Annotated in this window: 18 protein-coding genes and 1 pseudogene; 6 read left to right on the top strand and 13 right to left on the bottom strand. The window is 39.3% G+C overall.

Annotated features, from left to right (window positions below; all coding sequences use genetic code 11):
* Window positions 1–13 precede the first annotated feature (13 nt).
* The 4 genes from BUB80_RS15225 to BUB80_RS15210 all read right to left on the bottom strand — a co-directional run bounded on the left by BUB80_RS15225 (window position 14) and on the right by BUB80_RS15210 (window position 3,859).
* On the bottom strand, window positions 14–643 hold the full coding sequence (locus tag BUB80_RS15225) for a DUF4141 domain-containing protein (protein ID WP_073294359.1): 630 nt from the start codon (window positions 641–643) through the stop codon (window positions 14–16).
* 71 nt (window positions 644–714) lie between these two features.
* Window positions 715–3,213 (bottom strand): TraG family conjugative transposon ATPase, encoded by a 2,499-nt coding sequence (locus BUB80_RS15220; protein WP_073294356.1) that lies wholly within the window; start codon window positions 3,211–3,213, stop codon window positions 715–717.
* The gene (locus BUB80_RS15215; RefSeq protein WP_073294353.1) at window positions 3,210–3,542 is read right to left on the bottom strand and encodes a DUF4133 domain-containing protein; all 333 of its coding nucleotides are present in this window, start codon (window positions 3,540–3,542) and stop codon (window positions 3,210–3,212) included. Before BUB80_RS15215 ends, BUB80_RS15220 begins: the two co-directional genes overlap by 4 nt.
* Window positions 3,543–3,553: 11 nt before the next feature.
* The gene (locus BUB80_RS15210; RefSeq protein ID WP_073294350.1) at window positions 3,554–3,859 is read right to left on the bottom strand and encodes a DUF4134 domain-containing protein; all 306 of its coding nucleotides are present in this window, start codon (window positions 3,857–3,859) and stop codon (window positions 3,554–3,556) included.
* 16 nt (window positions 3,860–3,875) lie between these two features.
* On the opposite strand from BUB80_RS15210, the gene BUB80_RS15205 reads away from it, so the two are divergent.
* Window positions 3,876–4,067 carry a hypothetical protein gene (locus BUB80_RS15205; protein ID WP_073294347.1) on the top strand — a complete coding sequence of 64 codons (192 nt, stop codon included), beginning with the start codon at window positions 3,876–3,878 and terminating at the stop codon, window positions 4,065–4,067.
* 25 nt (window positions 4,068–4,092) lie between these two features.
* On the opposite strand, the gene BUB80_RS15200 is transcribed toward BUB80_RS15205, so the two are convergent.
* Both BUB80_RS15200 and BUB80_RS15195 read right to left on the bottom strand, forming a co-directional pair.
* On the bottom strand, window positions 4,093–4,686 hold the full coding sequence (locus BUB80_RS15200; RefSeq protein ID WP_228433834.1) for a hypothetical protein: 594 nt from the start codon (window positions 4,684–4,686) through the stop codon (window positions 4,093–4,095).
* A 546-nt stretch (window positions 4,687–5,232) separates the two neighbouring features.
* On the bottom strand, window positions 5,233–5,520 hold the full coding sequence (locus BUB80_RS15195) for a hypothetical protein (protein ID WP_073294342.1): 288 nt from the start codon (window positions 5,518–5,520) through the stop codon (window positions 5,233–5,235).
* A gap of 440 nt (window positions 5,521–5,960) precedes the next feature.
* Here BUB80_RS15195 and BUB80_RS15190 point away from each other — a divergent pair, with 440 nt between their 5' ends.
* Window positions 5,961–6,752 (top strand): hypothetical protein, encoded by a 792-nt coding sequence (locus BUB80_RS15190; RefSeq protein WP_073294339.1) that lies wholly within the window; start codon window positions 5,961–5,963, stop codon window positions 6,750–6,752.
* 40 nt (window positions 6,753–6,792) lie between these two features.
* On the opposite strand, the gene BUB80_RS15185 is transcribed toward BUB80_RS15190, so the two are convergent.
* The 6 genes from BUB80_RS15185 to BUB80_RS15160 all read right to left on the bottom strand — a co-directional run bounded on the left by BUB80_RS15185 (window position 6,793) and on the right by BUB80_RS15160 (window position 9,979).
* Window positions 6,793–7,425, bottom strand: a complete 633-nt coding sequence (locus BUB80_RS15185) for a hypothetical protein (protein WP_073294336.1) — start codon at window positions 7,423–7,425, stop codon at window positions 6,793–6,795.
* A 32-nt stretch (window positions 7,426–7,457) separates the two neighbouring features.
* On the bottom strand, window positions 7,458–8,105 hold the full coding sequence (locus BUB80_RS15180; protein ID WP_073294333.1) for a conjugal transfer protein TraD: 648 nt from the start codon (window positions 8,103–8,105) through the stop codon (window positions 7,458–7,460).
* A 67-nt stretch (window positions 8,106–8,172) separates the two neighbouring features.
* On the bottom strand, window positions 8,173–8,430 hold the full coding sequence (locus tag BUB80_RS15175; protein WP_139262715.1) for a DUF3408 domain-containing protein: 258 nt from the start codon (window positions 8,428–8,430) through the stop codon (window positions 8,173–8,175).
* 27 nt (window positions 8,431–8,457) lie between these two features.
* On the bottom strand, window positions 8,458–8,775 hold the full coding sequence (locus tag BUB80_RS15170) for a DUF3408 domain-containing protein (protein WP_073294327.1): 318 nt from the start codon (window positions 8,773–8,775) through the stop codon (window positions 8,458–8,460).
* An 8-nt stretch (window positions 8,776–8,783) separates the two neighbouring features.
* The gene (locus tag BUB80_RS15165) at window positions 8,784–9,200 is read right to left on the bottom strand and encodes a DUF3408 domain-containing protein (RefSeq protein WP_073294324.1); all 417 of its coding nucleotides are present in this window, start codon (window positions 9,198–9,200) and stop codon (window positions 8,784–8,786) included.
* A 5-nt stretch (window positions 9,201–9,205) separates the two neighbouring features.
* Window positions 9,206–9,979, bottom strand: coding sequence for a ParA family protein (locus BUB80_RS15160; protein ID WP_073294500.1), 774 nt, complete (start codon window positions 9,977–9,979; stop codon window positions 9,206–9,208).
* A gap of 808 nt (window positions 9,980–10,787) precedes the next feature.
* On the opposite strand from BUB80_RS15160, the gene mobA reads away from it, so the two are divergent.
* Window positions 10,788–11,225, top strand: a complete 438-nt coding sequence (gene mobA, locus BUB80_RS15155; protein ID WP_073294497.1) for a conjugal transfer protein MobA — start codon at window positions 10,788–10,790, stop codon at window positions 11,223–11,225.
* A 1-nt stretch (window position 11,226) separates the two neighbouring features.
* The gene (mobB, locus tag BUB80_RS15150; RefSeq protein ID WP_073294321.1) at window positions 11,227–12,513 is read left to right on the top strand and encodes a conjugal transfer protein MobB; all 1,287 of its coding nucleotides are present in this window, start codon (window positions 11,227–11,229) and stop codon (window positions 12,511–12,513) included.
* A 75-nt stretch (window positions 12,514–12,588) separates the two neighbouring features.
* On the opposite strand, the gene BUB80_RS15145 is transcribed toward mobB, so the two are convergent.
* Entirely contained in the window at window positions 12,589–13,062 is a 474-nt protein-coding gene (locus tag BUB80_RS15145; RefSeq protein ID WP_073294318.1) for a hypothetical protein, read from the bottom strand.
* A gap of 276 nt (window positions 13,063–13,338) precedes the next feature.
* Here BUB80_RS15145 and BUB80_RS23850 point away from each other — a divergent pair.
* Together BUB80_RS23850 and BUB80_RS15140 are read left to right on the top strand one after the other, a co-directional pair.
* Window positions 13,339–13,589, top strand: a pseudogene (locus tag BUB80_RS23850) (conjugal transfer protein TraG); the annotation flags it as partial.
* A 216-nt stretch (window positions 13,590–13,805) separates the two neighbouring features.
* Entirely contained in the window at window positions 13,806–14,027 is a 222-nt protein-coding gene (locus tag BUB80_RS15140; RefSeq protein ID WP_073294315.1) for a hypothetical protein, read from the top strand.
* Window positions 14,028–14,099 lie beyond the last annotated feature (72 nt).

Genomic DNA, 14,099 nt, shown 5'->3' with positions numbered 1-14,099 from the left:
AGGGTTTAGAGGTTTACCAGTATTTTTGATTCGCTGTTCCATAAAGCTGAAGGACACGCTGGGCATCATTTTTCTTTTTAGCTCTCAGATAGCTTACAGAAATGTTTTTATTCGTGTAGTAACGTACGAGCTTATGGTAGTCACTCACCTCTTTATACACCTTATCAATAATTTCCATCCGTTCTTTATCATTCAGGGAAAGGCTTGAAATATTGATAATCTGCTTGAGATCTTTAAGCAGTTCTCCACTTTCATTGAGTAGCTTTGAATACCCGAAGGCAATCGCAGTAAGCTCCTGAGGAGAAAAGTTGGGATCATTAATCATCTTTCCGAAGCTGTTAACATATAACTCTGAAATATCACCGACCATAAGTACAGTCTGCTGTACTTTTCGGGCATCTTTTACAAGATTATTGACCGCTTTGAGCTTATCGTAATATTCCTTGCCTTGATCATACACTTTTTTTACTTCCTGAAAGCTTTTAAGAGTATTACTAACCGTACTTGAAGTCTGTACAATCTGCTGGGCAGAGTTGACAATACCTTGTGCCAGATTAGTGGGGTCGGTAACGACCCATTGTGCTTTAACCGGTGAGAGAGCCAGTAACAGGACTGCACTCACCAATACCATGAATTTTTTCATTGTTTTGGATTTTTATGAGTTACGAATTCATTATTACATTGTTGAAATTTTCAGGAGTTCTCCCGGAAATATTATGGGTTCTCCTTTTTGTCGGCAGCGATTCTTTTGATCGCCAGTTCGACATTGCCACCCAGCTCTTGGGCAAGCTGCATGACTTCGAGTTTTTCCGTTTCTTCCGTGGTGTAGGCTAAGTATTCGCACGCGGACACCTCTGTAGCATACACTGCGGAGTGGGTTCCCCCCAGACCGATCCATACTTCTTTATAAAACCTTGAAGGGTCATTGTTCATATTGATGGATAGAACCTGCGCTTTTTCCTTATCAGTAAGTCCGAGCATAGCCTGGATATCATCAAACTTATTCATGTACTTGCGCTGATCAAGCAGGATCTTGCAGTCAGAATTATTGATGATACTTTCTTTGACAATCGGTGACCGAATAATGTCATCAACCTCCTGGGTAACGACAATCGCTTCACCAAAAAACTTACGGACGGTTTTGAACAAATAGCGCAGGTATTCTGCCATGCCTTCTTTGGCAATGGCCTTCCACGCTTCTTCAATTAGGATCATCTTTCGAATCCCTTTGAGCCTCCTCATCTTATTGATAAAGACCTCCATAATGATGATGGTGACTACCGGAAATAAAATTTTATGCTCCTTGATCGCATCAATTTCAAAGACAATAAACCGCTTGCTCAGTAGATCCAGCTGTTTGTCAGAATTGAGCAGGTAATCATACTCACCACCCTTGTAGTAAGGTTCAAGGACGTTGAGAAAATTCGAAATGTCAAAATCTTTTTCCCGAACCTGCTTTTCTTCCAGAATCTTTCGGTAGCCGTCTTTTATATATTCATAGAAACCATTGAAAGAAGCAAAGGCATTTACCTGTTTGATCCGGTCGATATAGCCGGCGACGGCATTGGACAGAGCAACTTCTTCAGCTCGGGTCGGCGGTTCATCATCACGTTTCCATAAAGTGAGGATCAGCGTCTTAATACTTTCCCTTTTTTCGATATCAAATACCCCGTCATCGGTATAGAAAGGATTAAAGGCAATCGGGTTATCTTCGGTATACGTAAAATACACCCCATCTTCCCCTTTCGTTTTTCCTTTGATCAGCTCACATAATCCCTGGTAAGAATTTCCGGTATCCACTAGGAGAACATGGGTTCCCTGTTCATAATACTGTCTCACCATATGGTTGGTGAAAAATGACTTTCCACTCCCCGATGGTCCCAGAATAAACTTATTCCTGTTGGTGATAATGCCTTTTTTCATCGGCAGATCAGAGATATCCAGATGGATAGGATTTCCGGTCAGCCGGTCAGCCATTTTGATTCCAAATGGGGAGAGTGAATTTTGATAGTTGGTTTCTTCGGTGAAAAAGCACAAGGCGGGTTCAATGAAGGTGTAAAAGCTCTCTTCACTCGGAAAATCTCCTGCATTGCCCGGAATCCCTGCCCAATACAGGGTCGCAACGTCCGTGGTATTATGGCGGGGCTTGCATTCCATCAGTGCCAATGCGCTGCCGGTATCATTCTTCAACTGCTTGAGTTCGAAAGGATCATCCGACCATGCCATCACATTGAAGTGCGCACGGATGGAAGAAAGACCATAGGAATGGGCCTCATTCAAATATTTCTCGATCCATTCCTTATTGATCTGGTTGCTTCGGCTGTACCTGCCCAACGAATGCATATTCCTGGCCGATTTTTCAAACTTTCTCAGGTTATCTTCACTGTTATCCAGAAACAGATATTGGTTGTAGATATGATTGCAGTTTAACAGTAATCCTACCGGAGCAGCAAATGATAATCGGCAGTCACTACGATCTGTTGATAATTTTTCATACCGGAGATCGGTAGAAACAGTTCCCGGCAGGTCATCCGTATCGGATAAAGTGTGCAGACACAATCTGTTGTTACCCACCCGTATTTCTTCGGCGCCAAGTGCTATATCCTGCAATGGTGTACCAACCTGTCTCGATAACGTAAAGTACTGCTCCAGTAATCCCTGCTTACTATCCGTTCCGATAATATCGTCTTCAGTGAGACGTTCCAGTTTTATGAGTCCCGAATCATTCACAATCCTTTCAAACTGGCTTACCGATTCCATAAATCGGGAAATGGTCTCTTTATCCCTGATCTCCTTGGGAATCAATACCCCCTTGCAGAGCGATGAAAAATTGCTCTGCATCCGCATTCTTTCTTTCGAAGTCTTGGTGATGAACACATAGCAGTAATGATTCAGGAACGGACGCTCATTGAAATGCTGCTGGTAGGATTTTGCTAAAAAGCTTAATCCTTCCTTAGTAATATCCGGTGCATAGTTCTCTTTGATATACCAATCCTGTTTGTGGATCACGGTATAATCAGGTAGTGTCTTCACCGCCTTATGCCAGGCAGAATGAATCGCTTCATATTCAGGAGCAGCTACTGTAAAGAGCTCCGGTAGGTGTACGCTGAAGCACGCCGTGATATCCGCTTCCTTGGAAATAATACAGTGATCTTCTACAGCCAGCAGAGGAAACTTAGTTTCCAGCGTACTGGTTTTGCTCATGTTTCTCATAGGACCTGTCTTTTATGGGTGCTTTTCAGATAGCTGCGAATCGGCTTACGACACAGGATGTATCTGGGATGTCTTTTTACAGCACCCACTTTCATGAGCCCATGCTCACCGTATTTTTTGTTCAGCGAAAAGGTCTGCCAGATTAGGAGCGAAGCTCCACCGGCACCAATAAACAGGCAGACGTAGGAATTAACCCCTGCCATGTAGAGAATCATCACGAGAATAAGGATACCTAACAGCCCGCCGGCAAAAATGAACAGGTACTGCGCTTTAAGGCCCTTAAATTCTACGCTTCTTCCAACGCCTTTGTTAATGTTGTAATTATTCATAACACACAGGATTAAAGGAAGAATGAGCGTAGGATGGTAGCCGCAACAATGAGAAATATACAGGCTCCAAACCAGCTTGCCGCTGTCTTGCTGGTATCAGGATCACCGCTGCTGAATTTGTTATACACTTTTACCCCGCCAATCAGTCCCACGACCGCTCCGATCGCATAGATCAGCTTTGTAGCAGGATCAAAATACGAGGTGACCATCTGAGTGGCTTCATTGATACCGGCAGTACCGTTTCCCTGAGCATAAGCCCCGGAAACTGACAGCAATACCATCCCCGTCAACAGGAGCTTTTTTCTTTGTTTTTCCATGATTAAAACACATTAATTGGTTAGTGATTTCCTGCTTTCTGCAGGCTTGGAAACAAATGTATCGGGGCTACAAGGCGGTATTAACGAATTGGCAATCAGTGGAATTACTTGGCTTTCAATGGCGTTAAACTTGGCTTTTGGATATAAAAAAAGGCGTCAGATCTCTACAGATTTGACGCCTTACATACTCATGATCGTTACCTATTAGCTGGTCGCTTAGAAAGCTTGTCACCTTACATTTTTCTTCGCTTTCCTTTATCTACTTTCGGCTGAACCGGCCTTACTGCCGGTTTTTTCTTTTCCACCTCCTTATTCTGTCTTTTGAGATTCTCTTTGATAACCTCCCGAATCCCGGTTTCTTCCCAAGGAACCGTTTTAGCCTCGAAATGAGACCGTAGTCGGGTATGCTTCAGATCTTCTTTCAGATCCCAACCACCGTCTCTGTTCCAGCCTATGGGATCGAGCTCCTTTTGATAGGGAAACTGTACTGCAATCAGATCTTTGGGGAAATCCGTAATGCTTTCATAATTCAATTCCTGAAATTCATGAGTCTTGGGATTGTAAGGAATGAGATAAGCATTCTCTTCCTGTGAAAAGTAATTTGCAATCTCATCGAACACAATTCCCCGGGATAGAAAATCATCATGCGGACGCAGCATATTCATCCGGAGGTCTACGTAAAAGATATGCCCCGCAATATCCACCGTTGGAAGCATTCCCTCCTTGACCCGCTTATCAAAAGCTTCCAGATCTACCATAAAATCGAAATCGGTTTTCCCCGCGATATCATCGGTATTGTATTTACCGGCCATCCCCATTGGGTCCATTGTCACAAACTCAGGGATCTTTACCGTCACACATTCAGAATTAAAGGTAAAAGGCACGTTTTTGCCCCGCCTACTATATTGAAAAGTATATCCGTCACCGGCATCCCACATATCTTCAAAGGCTATTCGATTGCTTGGATTGGCCTTCTCTATGAGTTCAAACCTGCTGACATCAACGATAAAGTCAGTACCTTCCACATTGATTGTTGGTAATTCTCGTTCCATACTATTTTTGTTTTTGTGAGTACCGGACTTAGCAATTTTTTTAGCAAATACCTATGAAACGGATCACAATACCTAAACCTGTCACCGGATTCTATTTTTCTTTGCGTTCCATTGATAAAACACGGCAATTGGTTGTATTATGCCCTGCGTAGACTTTTAAACAAATGTATGGGAAGTATACAATGGTCCTAATGATCCGGAAGTGAGTGGAATCGTTTGGCCTTCAATGGCATTATCAGGAAATGATCATCAAGTGGATAGAATTAAAAAGCCCCTCAGTCACTTTAGACTTTGGGGCTTAGTTATTGGTGTGTATTGCTTTTAGTTGGTTTTATCCTTACTATACTGTTCTCGGAGTTCATCCATCTTTTCTAATTCCTCCTGACTCAGGTTTCGCCAGTTTACCAAAGGTTTCTCATCAATGTGGATCCATCTTACAACATCAACCCATAAATCAAATACCCTTTTAGTATCCAGCTCATAGAGAGCTTCCTGGTCTGCAACATAATAACCTTTTCGCCATTTGCCACGGATTTCCTCGATGGCAATCTGAAATTGAACGTATTGTCCGTCTTGTGGTAGTGAGTTTTGCTCAAGCTTAATTTCCATTATATGAAAAAAAATAAATGCCTTAGCCCTCTTTCCGGCAGTAATCAGAAAAATAGCGCAGGGCAACCATCCATGCCGCCGGAAGCCCACCACAGGCTTTGCACACACACAGACGGCGCCCCACGCTTTTGCGTGCGACTCCTCTACTCGTGTGTGCCTTATTGAATGTGGTGGTTTCCGGACCGGCTTCGAGTTTCGCTATTTACTTTTAATATCTTATTACAAAGGTATTAACAATACTGTAAGTAACAAACGATATTTAAAGCCCATGTAAACATCATTTAAATACCTTTGTATCATGTACTATTTCAAAGAAATAACCTTTATTTAAATTTGGAAGCCTCACATTCCATTTTAAAACAATCGGTACTTACGTGGTTTTATTTTGTGGAGTGTATTTCTTTTTTTACTAAATTCATCATCAAATCAAATAAGTAATTTTGAAATATAACGCCATAGAACGGGAAAGTTGGCTGGAATCCATTCATCCCCATTATAAGGATCAGCTTTTCCACCATGAACCGGTACTCCATCCAAGCCATATCATACATTTTGACTTTTTCGAAAAAAAAGAAATAGTCAGTGAATACATTTCTCCAAGCAAAATTTGCGGATTGGAATACGCCTGGGCTTATAACTGTCCCGCCTATAAGTCAAAAGAATGGCGAATGAAGTGGATCGAAATGATTCATTCCTTAAAACGATTACATTGGGTAATTGATAATTTTAAAACCAGAGCGGAAGTAGTAGCCCATATCCACGAAAATAAGGAACCTAAATCTGTAATGCAATTTGGAGATCATTACTTTACCACCGGTGGGCAACATCGACTTTGCCTGGCAAAATTTCTCGACGTTGATCAAGTAAAAGTATCCGTCCATAAATATGTTTTAGACAGAGATTTATTTAAGCGGGAAATGACACTCAACCGCTATCTCCCAAAACTTGAAGAACTAGGATTAGTTTCTAAATTGTATAAAACAAATTTGGATTATAATTTCATTGGACTCGATACAGCCGACAATATAACTTTTATGAAAAAGGAATTTGTAAAATTTCTTGTGGGCAGATGCGAAGAACTTCAATCCTCTCCATTGAAAGGGCTTAAAAATTCACTGAAAGTTTATTTTTCCACTGAAAAAACCTCTCACATCGACTATGAGCATGAACTCTACAAGCTAGACCCGATCCTTAGAAAGCAGCTCACTTTTATGAATCGGAAAAATAAGTAACCAGTAGAACTGAGTTCAATTACATTCATTACATCAGAACTCAAAGCCTACGTCTTTTTTGTGGCGGCTTATTTTCCTTTTGTGTGATTTTGGTTTCGCAGGAAACCGGTCTTGCATATTGATGCTTTTTTAATCCGGCTTCCTCAAACAGTTTTTGAGGAATATTGCTATTGAGAATTATTGTCCCTCCGGTAAGAACCGGAATGATATTTTTTATAATGGTGTTTTTTAGGATATCGGGACCTTTGGGATTCTCGAGTATTTTCTCAATGGATTGGTTAAAGTACCATACTTCAAATGACTGATCCGGAATGCCTGCAACAATACCTCTATCCATTGCTTTTTCAAGCTTTCTTTGAAATTTTTGCAGCTCTTTTTCCTGGAGGTATTTGTCGAGCAGATCATCAATGTACTGTCCAAGATCCATCTTCAGTTCGTGATCACTTCCCCCTTCGCTGAATTTCTCCGGGGGAAGTGAATGGCAATAGACTTCGGCATCAGAAATAAGTTTCCGGCCTCTTTCATCAGCAGCCTGATAAGTTGTTGCCCCACCCCGTCCCCGGTTGGAAGCAGTACCTGCCTTTATCCCCTCTATATACACATTCGCTGAGAACGCATTGGTCTCTTCACTCAGCTGCTCGCTAAAGTGAATGCTTTTTAGTTCTATCTTCATATTCAGTTATTATTTAATATTAGATAGGTTTTTTACACAAACTCCCCGATATCAAAATCATCAAGTTTCTCATTCCGCAAAATGGAAGAACCGGAGTCTGTTTCTTGAGAGGAAAGGCTTTGGTCCAATAGCTCAGCTATTCTTCTTGATGCACCTTCCATAGAGTTTTCCAATAGGCTGAAGAGTTCGGTTCCCTGTATTCTGTGAACAATGTCTACCGCTCGTTTTTCTAAAGAGGGCTCCGGCTTATTTGCCCGAAGCACCATCCCCACGGTACCCAGTTCTTCAAAGGTAACCCCTATGGCAAAACCGTCTTCTCCATCAGAAACTCCGTACCTGTTCCACTCCTCTTCCTCTTCTCTCAGATCAGGTACATCTCCAAAAACTTCATCCAGCTCTTCCTGCGGAATTTGTTGATCGAAATCTTTCTTCTCGATCTCAGGATCAAAATTATCAGTTTCAACTTCCTGTTTTTTATTTTGGCGCTCAGTGGCACCATTTGGCACCCGAAGGCGCTTTACAGGTTTGGTTAAGCCCATAATATCAGACAGCCTGATCCTAGGTTTTTCTTTGCTCTCTTCTATATTTTCTTCGTTTGAAACTGCTTTTTTGATCACGATCTTATCCTCAAGCAGTAGAATAATGACTACCAGGAGGCATACTACAATAAGTGTTTCCATAGCTATCAAATAGATTTATAATGTTTTTAAAATTGCGATGAGTCTCTTTTCCAATGGATCGGAAAACCTACAGAATAGGTTTATTCCTTTCATTAAAGAAGTCAGTAATATCAATCCCGAATTCTTTGAAATGATGTTCAAAAATATTGTCGATATAACTGTACAAGGTTGTTTTTTCCTCTCGGGTCATTTGGACGATACGAAGTAATCGCTCGTGATATTCAGGTCGTATATAGACTACTTTACCATTGCGCCCGGATGGATAGCGATTGTCAAGAAATAGAGTCTCATATTTTCTGATGTTCTCCTTATTTGTTTTGCGCATTTTCTTTGATGTCATAATTGAAATATTTTAAAAGATAGGTTTGTTATGCTTATTGAAATCTTCTTTAATGGCTTTCTCAAACTGCTCAAAATGATGTTCAAGAATATTGTCTAGGTAAGCATACAGTGGTATTTTATCTTCCCCGATAACCTGAACAATACGCAATAATCTGTCGTGGTATTCCTTGCGTAAGTAGATTGACTTTTCACCTCTTTTTACTATATTCTGTTTAGCCAGAAACCGGGACCCATAGGACTTTCTTCCTTTGATATTTTTCACCTTTTCTTCCGCAGGTCCTTTTAGTTCATCAACTGCGATTTGTCTTTTTGTTGTATTATTTTCCATAACTGTAATTATAAAATAGGTTTGTATTTATCATTGAAACTTTTGGTAATCTCATCCCCAAACTCCTGGAAATGGTAAGCCAGTACATTATTTAAATAGGCGTAAAGGGTTAGCTTGTCTTCCCCGATGACCTGGACGATGCGCGAGAGCCTTTCATGAAATGCAGGACTTATGTATACCGATTTCCCATGACGAGCACTCGTGTCGGGATTTATAAAGAAAATCTCTTCATAGAGCACATCGTTTGTCTTTTTTGTCCTGCTCTTTTCTTTTGTTGCCGGTGCTACCCGCTTTATCTCAGCCCCTTGAGCAGTTTCGGATGGTGGTTGCTGCATCCCCTCTTTGCGTACAGCATCCTGCATTCCATTCATAATAAACTCTTCATTAAACTCAGGCGTATTCTTATTTTTATCTTCGTTTTCCATACTGCTTATATTGTAATGATTTTTAAAAATTCCAGCATAAACATATCCAGATGACAGGCTTTCATAAGACGCAGGTCCGCGGGGAGTAATGTCGAGCGGAACGGAGTGCTTTCCATGGCTTCACCCTCCTTCCTGAATCTTTTGCTATCCTTGATATGGCTTTTCATTAGAGAAAATCCCAAGCCTTCAATAAAATCGGTGTAAAAATCATAATTCGGCGATTTTTCGCGCCTGTCCACCTCATTCCAAAAGAGCCGAATACCTTTAATCGAGCTTTCTTCATTCTTCATGATAATATCGCTCAGTGCCTGGGTAAAGCTCAGGGTGCTTTCCACCACCACACGGTCAGCAGTTATGGGTGAAAAAATGTAATGCATTCCCATCAGGGTTTTCAGTATTCCTGCGGTGTTGACTGTTCCGGGAAGATCAAAAAATACCACATCAAAGGGAAGCGCCGAGGATTGTAGGAATCGCTCTGCTTCTTCCAACGCTGTTTCCACTCTGCAACCCATAATCGGATAGGCTTTTTTATTGAGGGTCATAAACTGTTTTTGAGCAATCCGCTTAAAGGCTTCATTTTCCATAATGGTTTTCAGATCCCGGTCACGCATTTTTTTCAGGCTGTACTGCGGAAAGTCGCAGTCAAATACTGCTACCTGGTAGCCTAACCGATAATGAAGGATACCGGCTGCAAGTGCCGTAAACGTACTTTTGCCAACCCCTCCTTTTTGAGAGGAAAAAGCAATAAATAAAGGTTTATGTGTTGTTGTTGTGTCCATATGTATCATTGTTTTTAATGGGTTACCTGTATTTTGATAGAGTTATTTGCCTACCAGTTTCTTGATGTCTCCCTATACTTCTTTCCTCTTTCAGGTAGGTGTTTTTGTTGTTCCATCACTGTTCTTGTCAATTGATAGAGAAGAACATCAGTGTCAATTGGTCTATGTCCTTAGCTCAAAATATTTAGGCAGCTGTATCTACCTATTGATATTATATTCTTTGTCTATGCCTGTATTCATGTTCATTCTCTCAAGTACCTGTTTACACCTGTGAATCAATCGGTCCTTAAGAACCTACAAACTTGTACTGAAATTCTTATCCCTATAGTTCGTGGTTCGTATAATTTATCCTCTATCCATCGGTACAAATCGTTATCACTATACAGCTACAGGCATCATTATTTATTCATTTCTTTGTCCGTTTGCATCCTGTTGCTCGTACAAAGAAATACAGATCCGTACCACCTTTTAGTAAGGTGGCGTTCATTGGCACTCATTGGCTTCATTTGGCGCTCATTTACATGGTGATCCTCTCACATCTCTGCCCGAACTTTGTCAAAAGATTTCAAAATGAATTGTATGGATAGGTATTTAAATAGATCAAGGATCATATGGAACAGCCCAAGGCTGTTTTCCCTGCTATCTATAATCCGTTCCGAAGGACGGATTTTTGTGTTCACCGGAACACGGCAAGGTGTGTTCTGAGGCACTCGAAACTCATTTCGTGCCCCAAAACCCTTGCCCTTGCAGGGGGCTGGAAACTACCTCCGAAGTCGGGAGTTTATAACTTTTTAATAATGGATTTATGATGGACCAGAATGGTAAAAGAAAACAGAACAAAGGCGGACGGATACCTAAAAGTGATCCAAGCATACACCGCCATGTTTTTCGTCTCACCGACGAAGAGAATGCCAGGTTTTTAGCACTTTTTGAAGCATCGGGAATGAATAACAAAGCAAAATTTATTATTTCCGTATTGTTTGGAAAGGAAATTAAGACAGTAAAAATTAATAAAGCAGCAATGGATTATTATATGCGGCTCACCACTTTGTATGGTCAGTTTCGCGCGGTTGGGGTCAATTATAACCAAATCGTAAAGCTCCTGTACCGCAATTTTTCAGAAAAGAAAGCAGCAGCATATCTCTATAAACTTGAAAAACAAACCACAGAAATGGCAAAATTAATTCAGGAAATGATGAATCTGACCCAAGAATTTGAAACAAAACATCTAAAAAAAGAGCCGTAGTATGATCGCAAACATTGGAAGAGGAGAGAATTTATTTGGAGTTCTTTCCTACAATCAGTTAAAAATAGAGAAAGAAAATGGGCAGATATTATATACCCATAAGATGATAGAAACAGCTGATGGGTGTTATTCTGTAGCTCAATTAGTCCGTTCTTTTGAACCTTATCTGATAGCAAATAACCAAACAGAAAAGCCAATTCTGCATATTTCGCTCAATCCAAATCCGAAAGAACACGTCAGTGACGAAAAATTTCAAGCTATTGCTCAAGACTATATGCAGCAAATGGGTTACGGAAATCAGCCTTTTGTGGTATTTAAACACACCGATATTGACCGAACCCACATTCATATTGTATCGGTATGCGTGGATGAAGAAGGTAAAAAAATATCAGACTCGTTTGAGAAAAGACGATCAGTGAACATTTCCAGAGCATTAGAACTGAAATATGGACTACTGCGAACAAACGAAAAGGAGCATTCACAAAACAACAAAATATTCCGCCCAGTAGACTATAAAAAAGGGGATATCAAAAGCCAGATCGCATCTGTAGTCCGCCACCTCCCAAAGTATTATAAGTTTCAAAGCATGGGTGAATATAATGCGCTATTATCCTTTTTCAATATTACTGCTGAAGAAATCAAAGGAGAGCTACATGGAATACAGAAACTAGGCCTCATTTATTTTGCCTTAAATGAAGAAGGAGAGAAAAGTAGCAATCCATTCAAAGCCTCATTATTTGGGAAAAGCGCAGGATATACCATGCTACAGGAACATTTTCTAACATCCAGGGAATTATTAAAAAATGAACCCGCAAAGGTAGTGGTGAAAAATACCATCGAGCTTGCTATGCATACGGCAACTGATGAATTGAGTTTCAAAAAACAATTACAGGAACAGGGCATCAATACCGTAGTACGAAGAAATTCTGAAGGCCGTATTTATGGGGTCACCTTTGTTGATCACAACTCTAAAACGGTATGGAACGGCTCGCGTTTAGGAAAAGAACTCTCTGCGAATATCTTTAATGACTGGTGGAACAAGGTTAGTAAACCTGAAATAAAAACAACAGAATCAGAAAAACATTCACCAAATCCTAGATTATTTGAGGTATCAAATTTGGATGAAAAACCACATCATCTATTCGATTTTCTTAATGAAAACAAAATTGAATCAAGCTTCATAGAAGGTTTCGGCGGACTACTGCCTGAAGATCAGGGAGAAGATTATGAGGAACTGGCATTTGAAAACCAAATGAAGAAAAAAAGAAAACAAAAGCCAAGAAACTAAGGCCATGCTATATTTCTTCACCTTATAATTTACATATCTATTTTCATAAAGGTTACAAAATCGTTTAAAGATTGTCTATATCCTTTCTCCTATACTCTCTCTTATTAGATTGTGATACGAATTCCATTGACTTGATGATTTAATAATTATATCAATGCGTTTAAAATCAAGAATCAGATTTTCTAAATTTTGACCATTAATAATTACCAGCCCTTTTAAAATACAAAACACGATCAGTTCTCTTAAAACGGATTCATAGGAATGCCTAAAATCAATTCTAAATGATGCCGATGTTATATTGTCTATATTATCGAAAACAACTTCCAGACAATTAGAATCCTGTATTCCGTACAAATCAATCTTATCACTCCATAACTTATTTTTCTTTAAAATCCCATCGATCTCAAAAAATAAGTTTCTGGATTTGTTGCTATATTTCCAATGAGATGCTTCATTGAAATGTTTTCCGTCAATAAATTCGTTAGTAGCTGATAAATCTGCTAAACTTCCCTTCTCTGCAAGATAAAATACGTGTTGCCATACTGCCATTATAATTGATTTTAATGTTTATGTATATCTCTCTTATACGAAAAATAGAATCTCAGAAAATTACAACAAAAAAACTAAATACTTTTTAACATAATGTTAAAATTAATAAAAACATTAACGTAAGGTATAGTCAAGATCCAGTTTCTCTGCTTATCAATCAATAATGTGAAAAGTAAAATTGCAAGCCATGTATTTCCCATTATATCCAGAAATGCCCGTTTATAAATACTTACAAATTTGCGTCTTAATTGTTATTTGCTTTTTATCATAGAATGCAACTCCAATGAAAGCCTCATCCAGGAAATGAAGCTGATGGAAAACGAGCTTTCAATTAATCTTCCAAATAAATTCTACTATCATGGAAAATAACCCAACCGCTGGATCAATATAGTCGACTCATATCGCGACACCATTGTATTGGAAACTCCAGGCTCCAGAAAATTTTAGGCTATCATCAATAACTATAGCAAATCGAAAAAGGGTTTTCGATGTATATCTACGATTTTAAGTTCGACAATCTCTCCTCTAAATCAAAAGTGATTTCACCATCAATCTATCTTTTTTTGTGGTTAATATATCTCCTAATATAGGAAAGCTTACCAATATTCATCACTAAACAAATTGCACCCAAACCCATAACTAAAAGATTATCAATTTACTTTAATGGAAATTTAATATAAAACACCTTCTTAGGAATAATTTTTGCTGCAACATTATTACTAACCAAAAAACATTTTACCATTATGAAAACCTCAAATCCAATTGACTTTAAAAAAAATAATCTTTCTGGAAATGATTATCGAGTTCTTTTAAAATTTGTATCTAAACCTAGAATAGATAGTGATACTCCAGACTTAGTTAAGCTTTTAGAACAAAACAGCTTTGAAAATATCCCCAGTGATGGTATGCTAATACATTTAGGTTGGATAAAGCATTATAATAAGAGCCTGTTTAAATTTTATTGAGTAATAATTTTATAGCAGATAATTTGACCATGTTTTCAGAGGATTCCATTAGAAGTTCATAGTTTCTGCATA

This window comes from Chryseobacterium polytrichastri, from assembly GCF_900142445.1.
GTDB classification, from domain to species: domain Bacteria; phylum Bacteroidota; class Bacteroidia; order Flavobacteriales; family Weeksellaceae; genus Chryseobacterium; species Chryseobacterium polytrichastri.
The sequence above is the reverse complement of the archived record's forward strand: the minus strand, read 5'-3'. Positions and strand labels throughout refer to the sequence as shown.

Bases quoted from the DNA above. Each gene is read 5' to 3' on its own strand.
- BUB80_RS15225 (WP_073294359.1), bottom strand. From the start codon at position 643: ATGAAAAAATTCATGGTATTGGTGAGTGCAGTCCTGTTACTGGCTCTC.
- BUB80_RS15220 (WP_073294356.1), bottom strand. From the start codon at position 3,213: ATGAGAAACATGAGCAAAACCAGTACGCTGGAAACTAAGTTTCCTCTG.
- BUB80_RS15215 (WP_073294353.1), bottom strand. From the start codon at position 3,542: ATGAATAATTACAACATTAACAAAGGCGTTGGAAGAAGCGTAGAATTT.
- BUB80_RS15210 (WP_073294350.1), bottom strand. From the start codon at position 3,859: ATGGAAAAACAAAGAAAAAAGCTCCTGTTGACGGGGATGGTATTGCTG.
- BUB80_RS15200 (WP_228433834.1), bottom strand. From the start codon at position 4,686: ATGGACCCAATGGGGATGGCCGGTAAATACAATACCGATGATATCGCG.
- BUB80_RS15195 (WP_073294342.1), bottom strand. From the start codon at position 5,520: ATGGAAATTAAGCTTGAGCAAAACTCACTACCACAAGACGGACAATAC.
- BUB80_RS15185 (WP_073294336.1), bottom strand. From the start codon at position 7,425: ATGAAGATAGAACTAAAAAGCATTCACTTTAGCGAGCAGCTGAGTGAA.
- BUB80_RS15180 (WP_073294333.1), bottom strand. From the start codon at position 8,105: ATGGAAACACTTATTGTAGTATGCCTCCTGGTAGTCATTATTCTACTG.
- BUB80_RS15175 (WP_139262715.1), bottom strand. From the start codon at position 8,430: ATGCGCAAAACAAATAAGGAGAACATCAGAAAATATGAGACTCTATTT.
- BUB80_RS15170 (WP_073294327.1), bottom strand. From the start codon at position 8,775: ATGGAAAATAATACAACAAAAAGACAAATCGCAGTTGATGAACTAAAA.
- BUB80_RS15165 (WP_073294324.1), bottom strand. From the start codon at position 9,200: ATGGAAAACGAAGATAAAAATAAGAATACGCCTGAGTTTAATGAAGAG.
- BUB80_RS15160 (WP_073294500.1), bottom strand. From the start codon at position 9,979: ATGGACACAACAACAACACATAAACCTTTATTTATTGCTTTTTCCTCT.
- mobA (WP_073294497.1), top strand. From the start codon at position 10,788: ATGGACCAGAATGGTAAAAGAAAACAGAACAAAGGCGGACGGATACCT.
- mobB (WP_073294321.1), top strand. From the start codon at position 11,227: ATGATCGCAAACATTGGAAGAGGAGAGAATTTATTTGGAGTTCTTTCC.
- BUB80_RS15145 (WP_073294318.1), bottom strand. From the start codon at position 13,062: ATGGCAGTATGGCAACACGTATTTTATCTTGCAGAGAAGGGAAGTTTA.
- BUB80_RS15140 (WP_073294315.1), top strand. From the start codon at position 13,806: ATGAAAACCTCAAATCCAATTGACTTTAAAAAAAATAATCTTTCTGGA.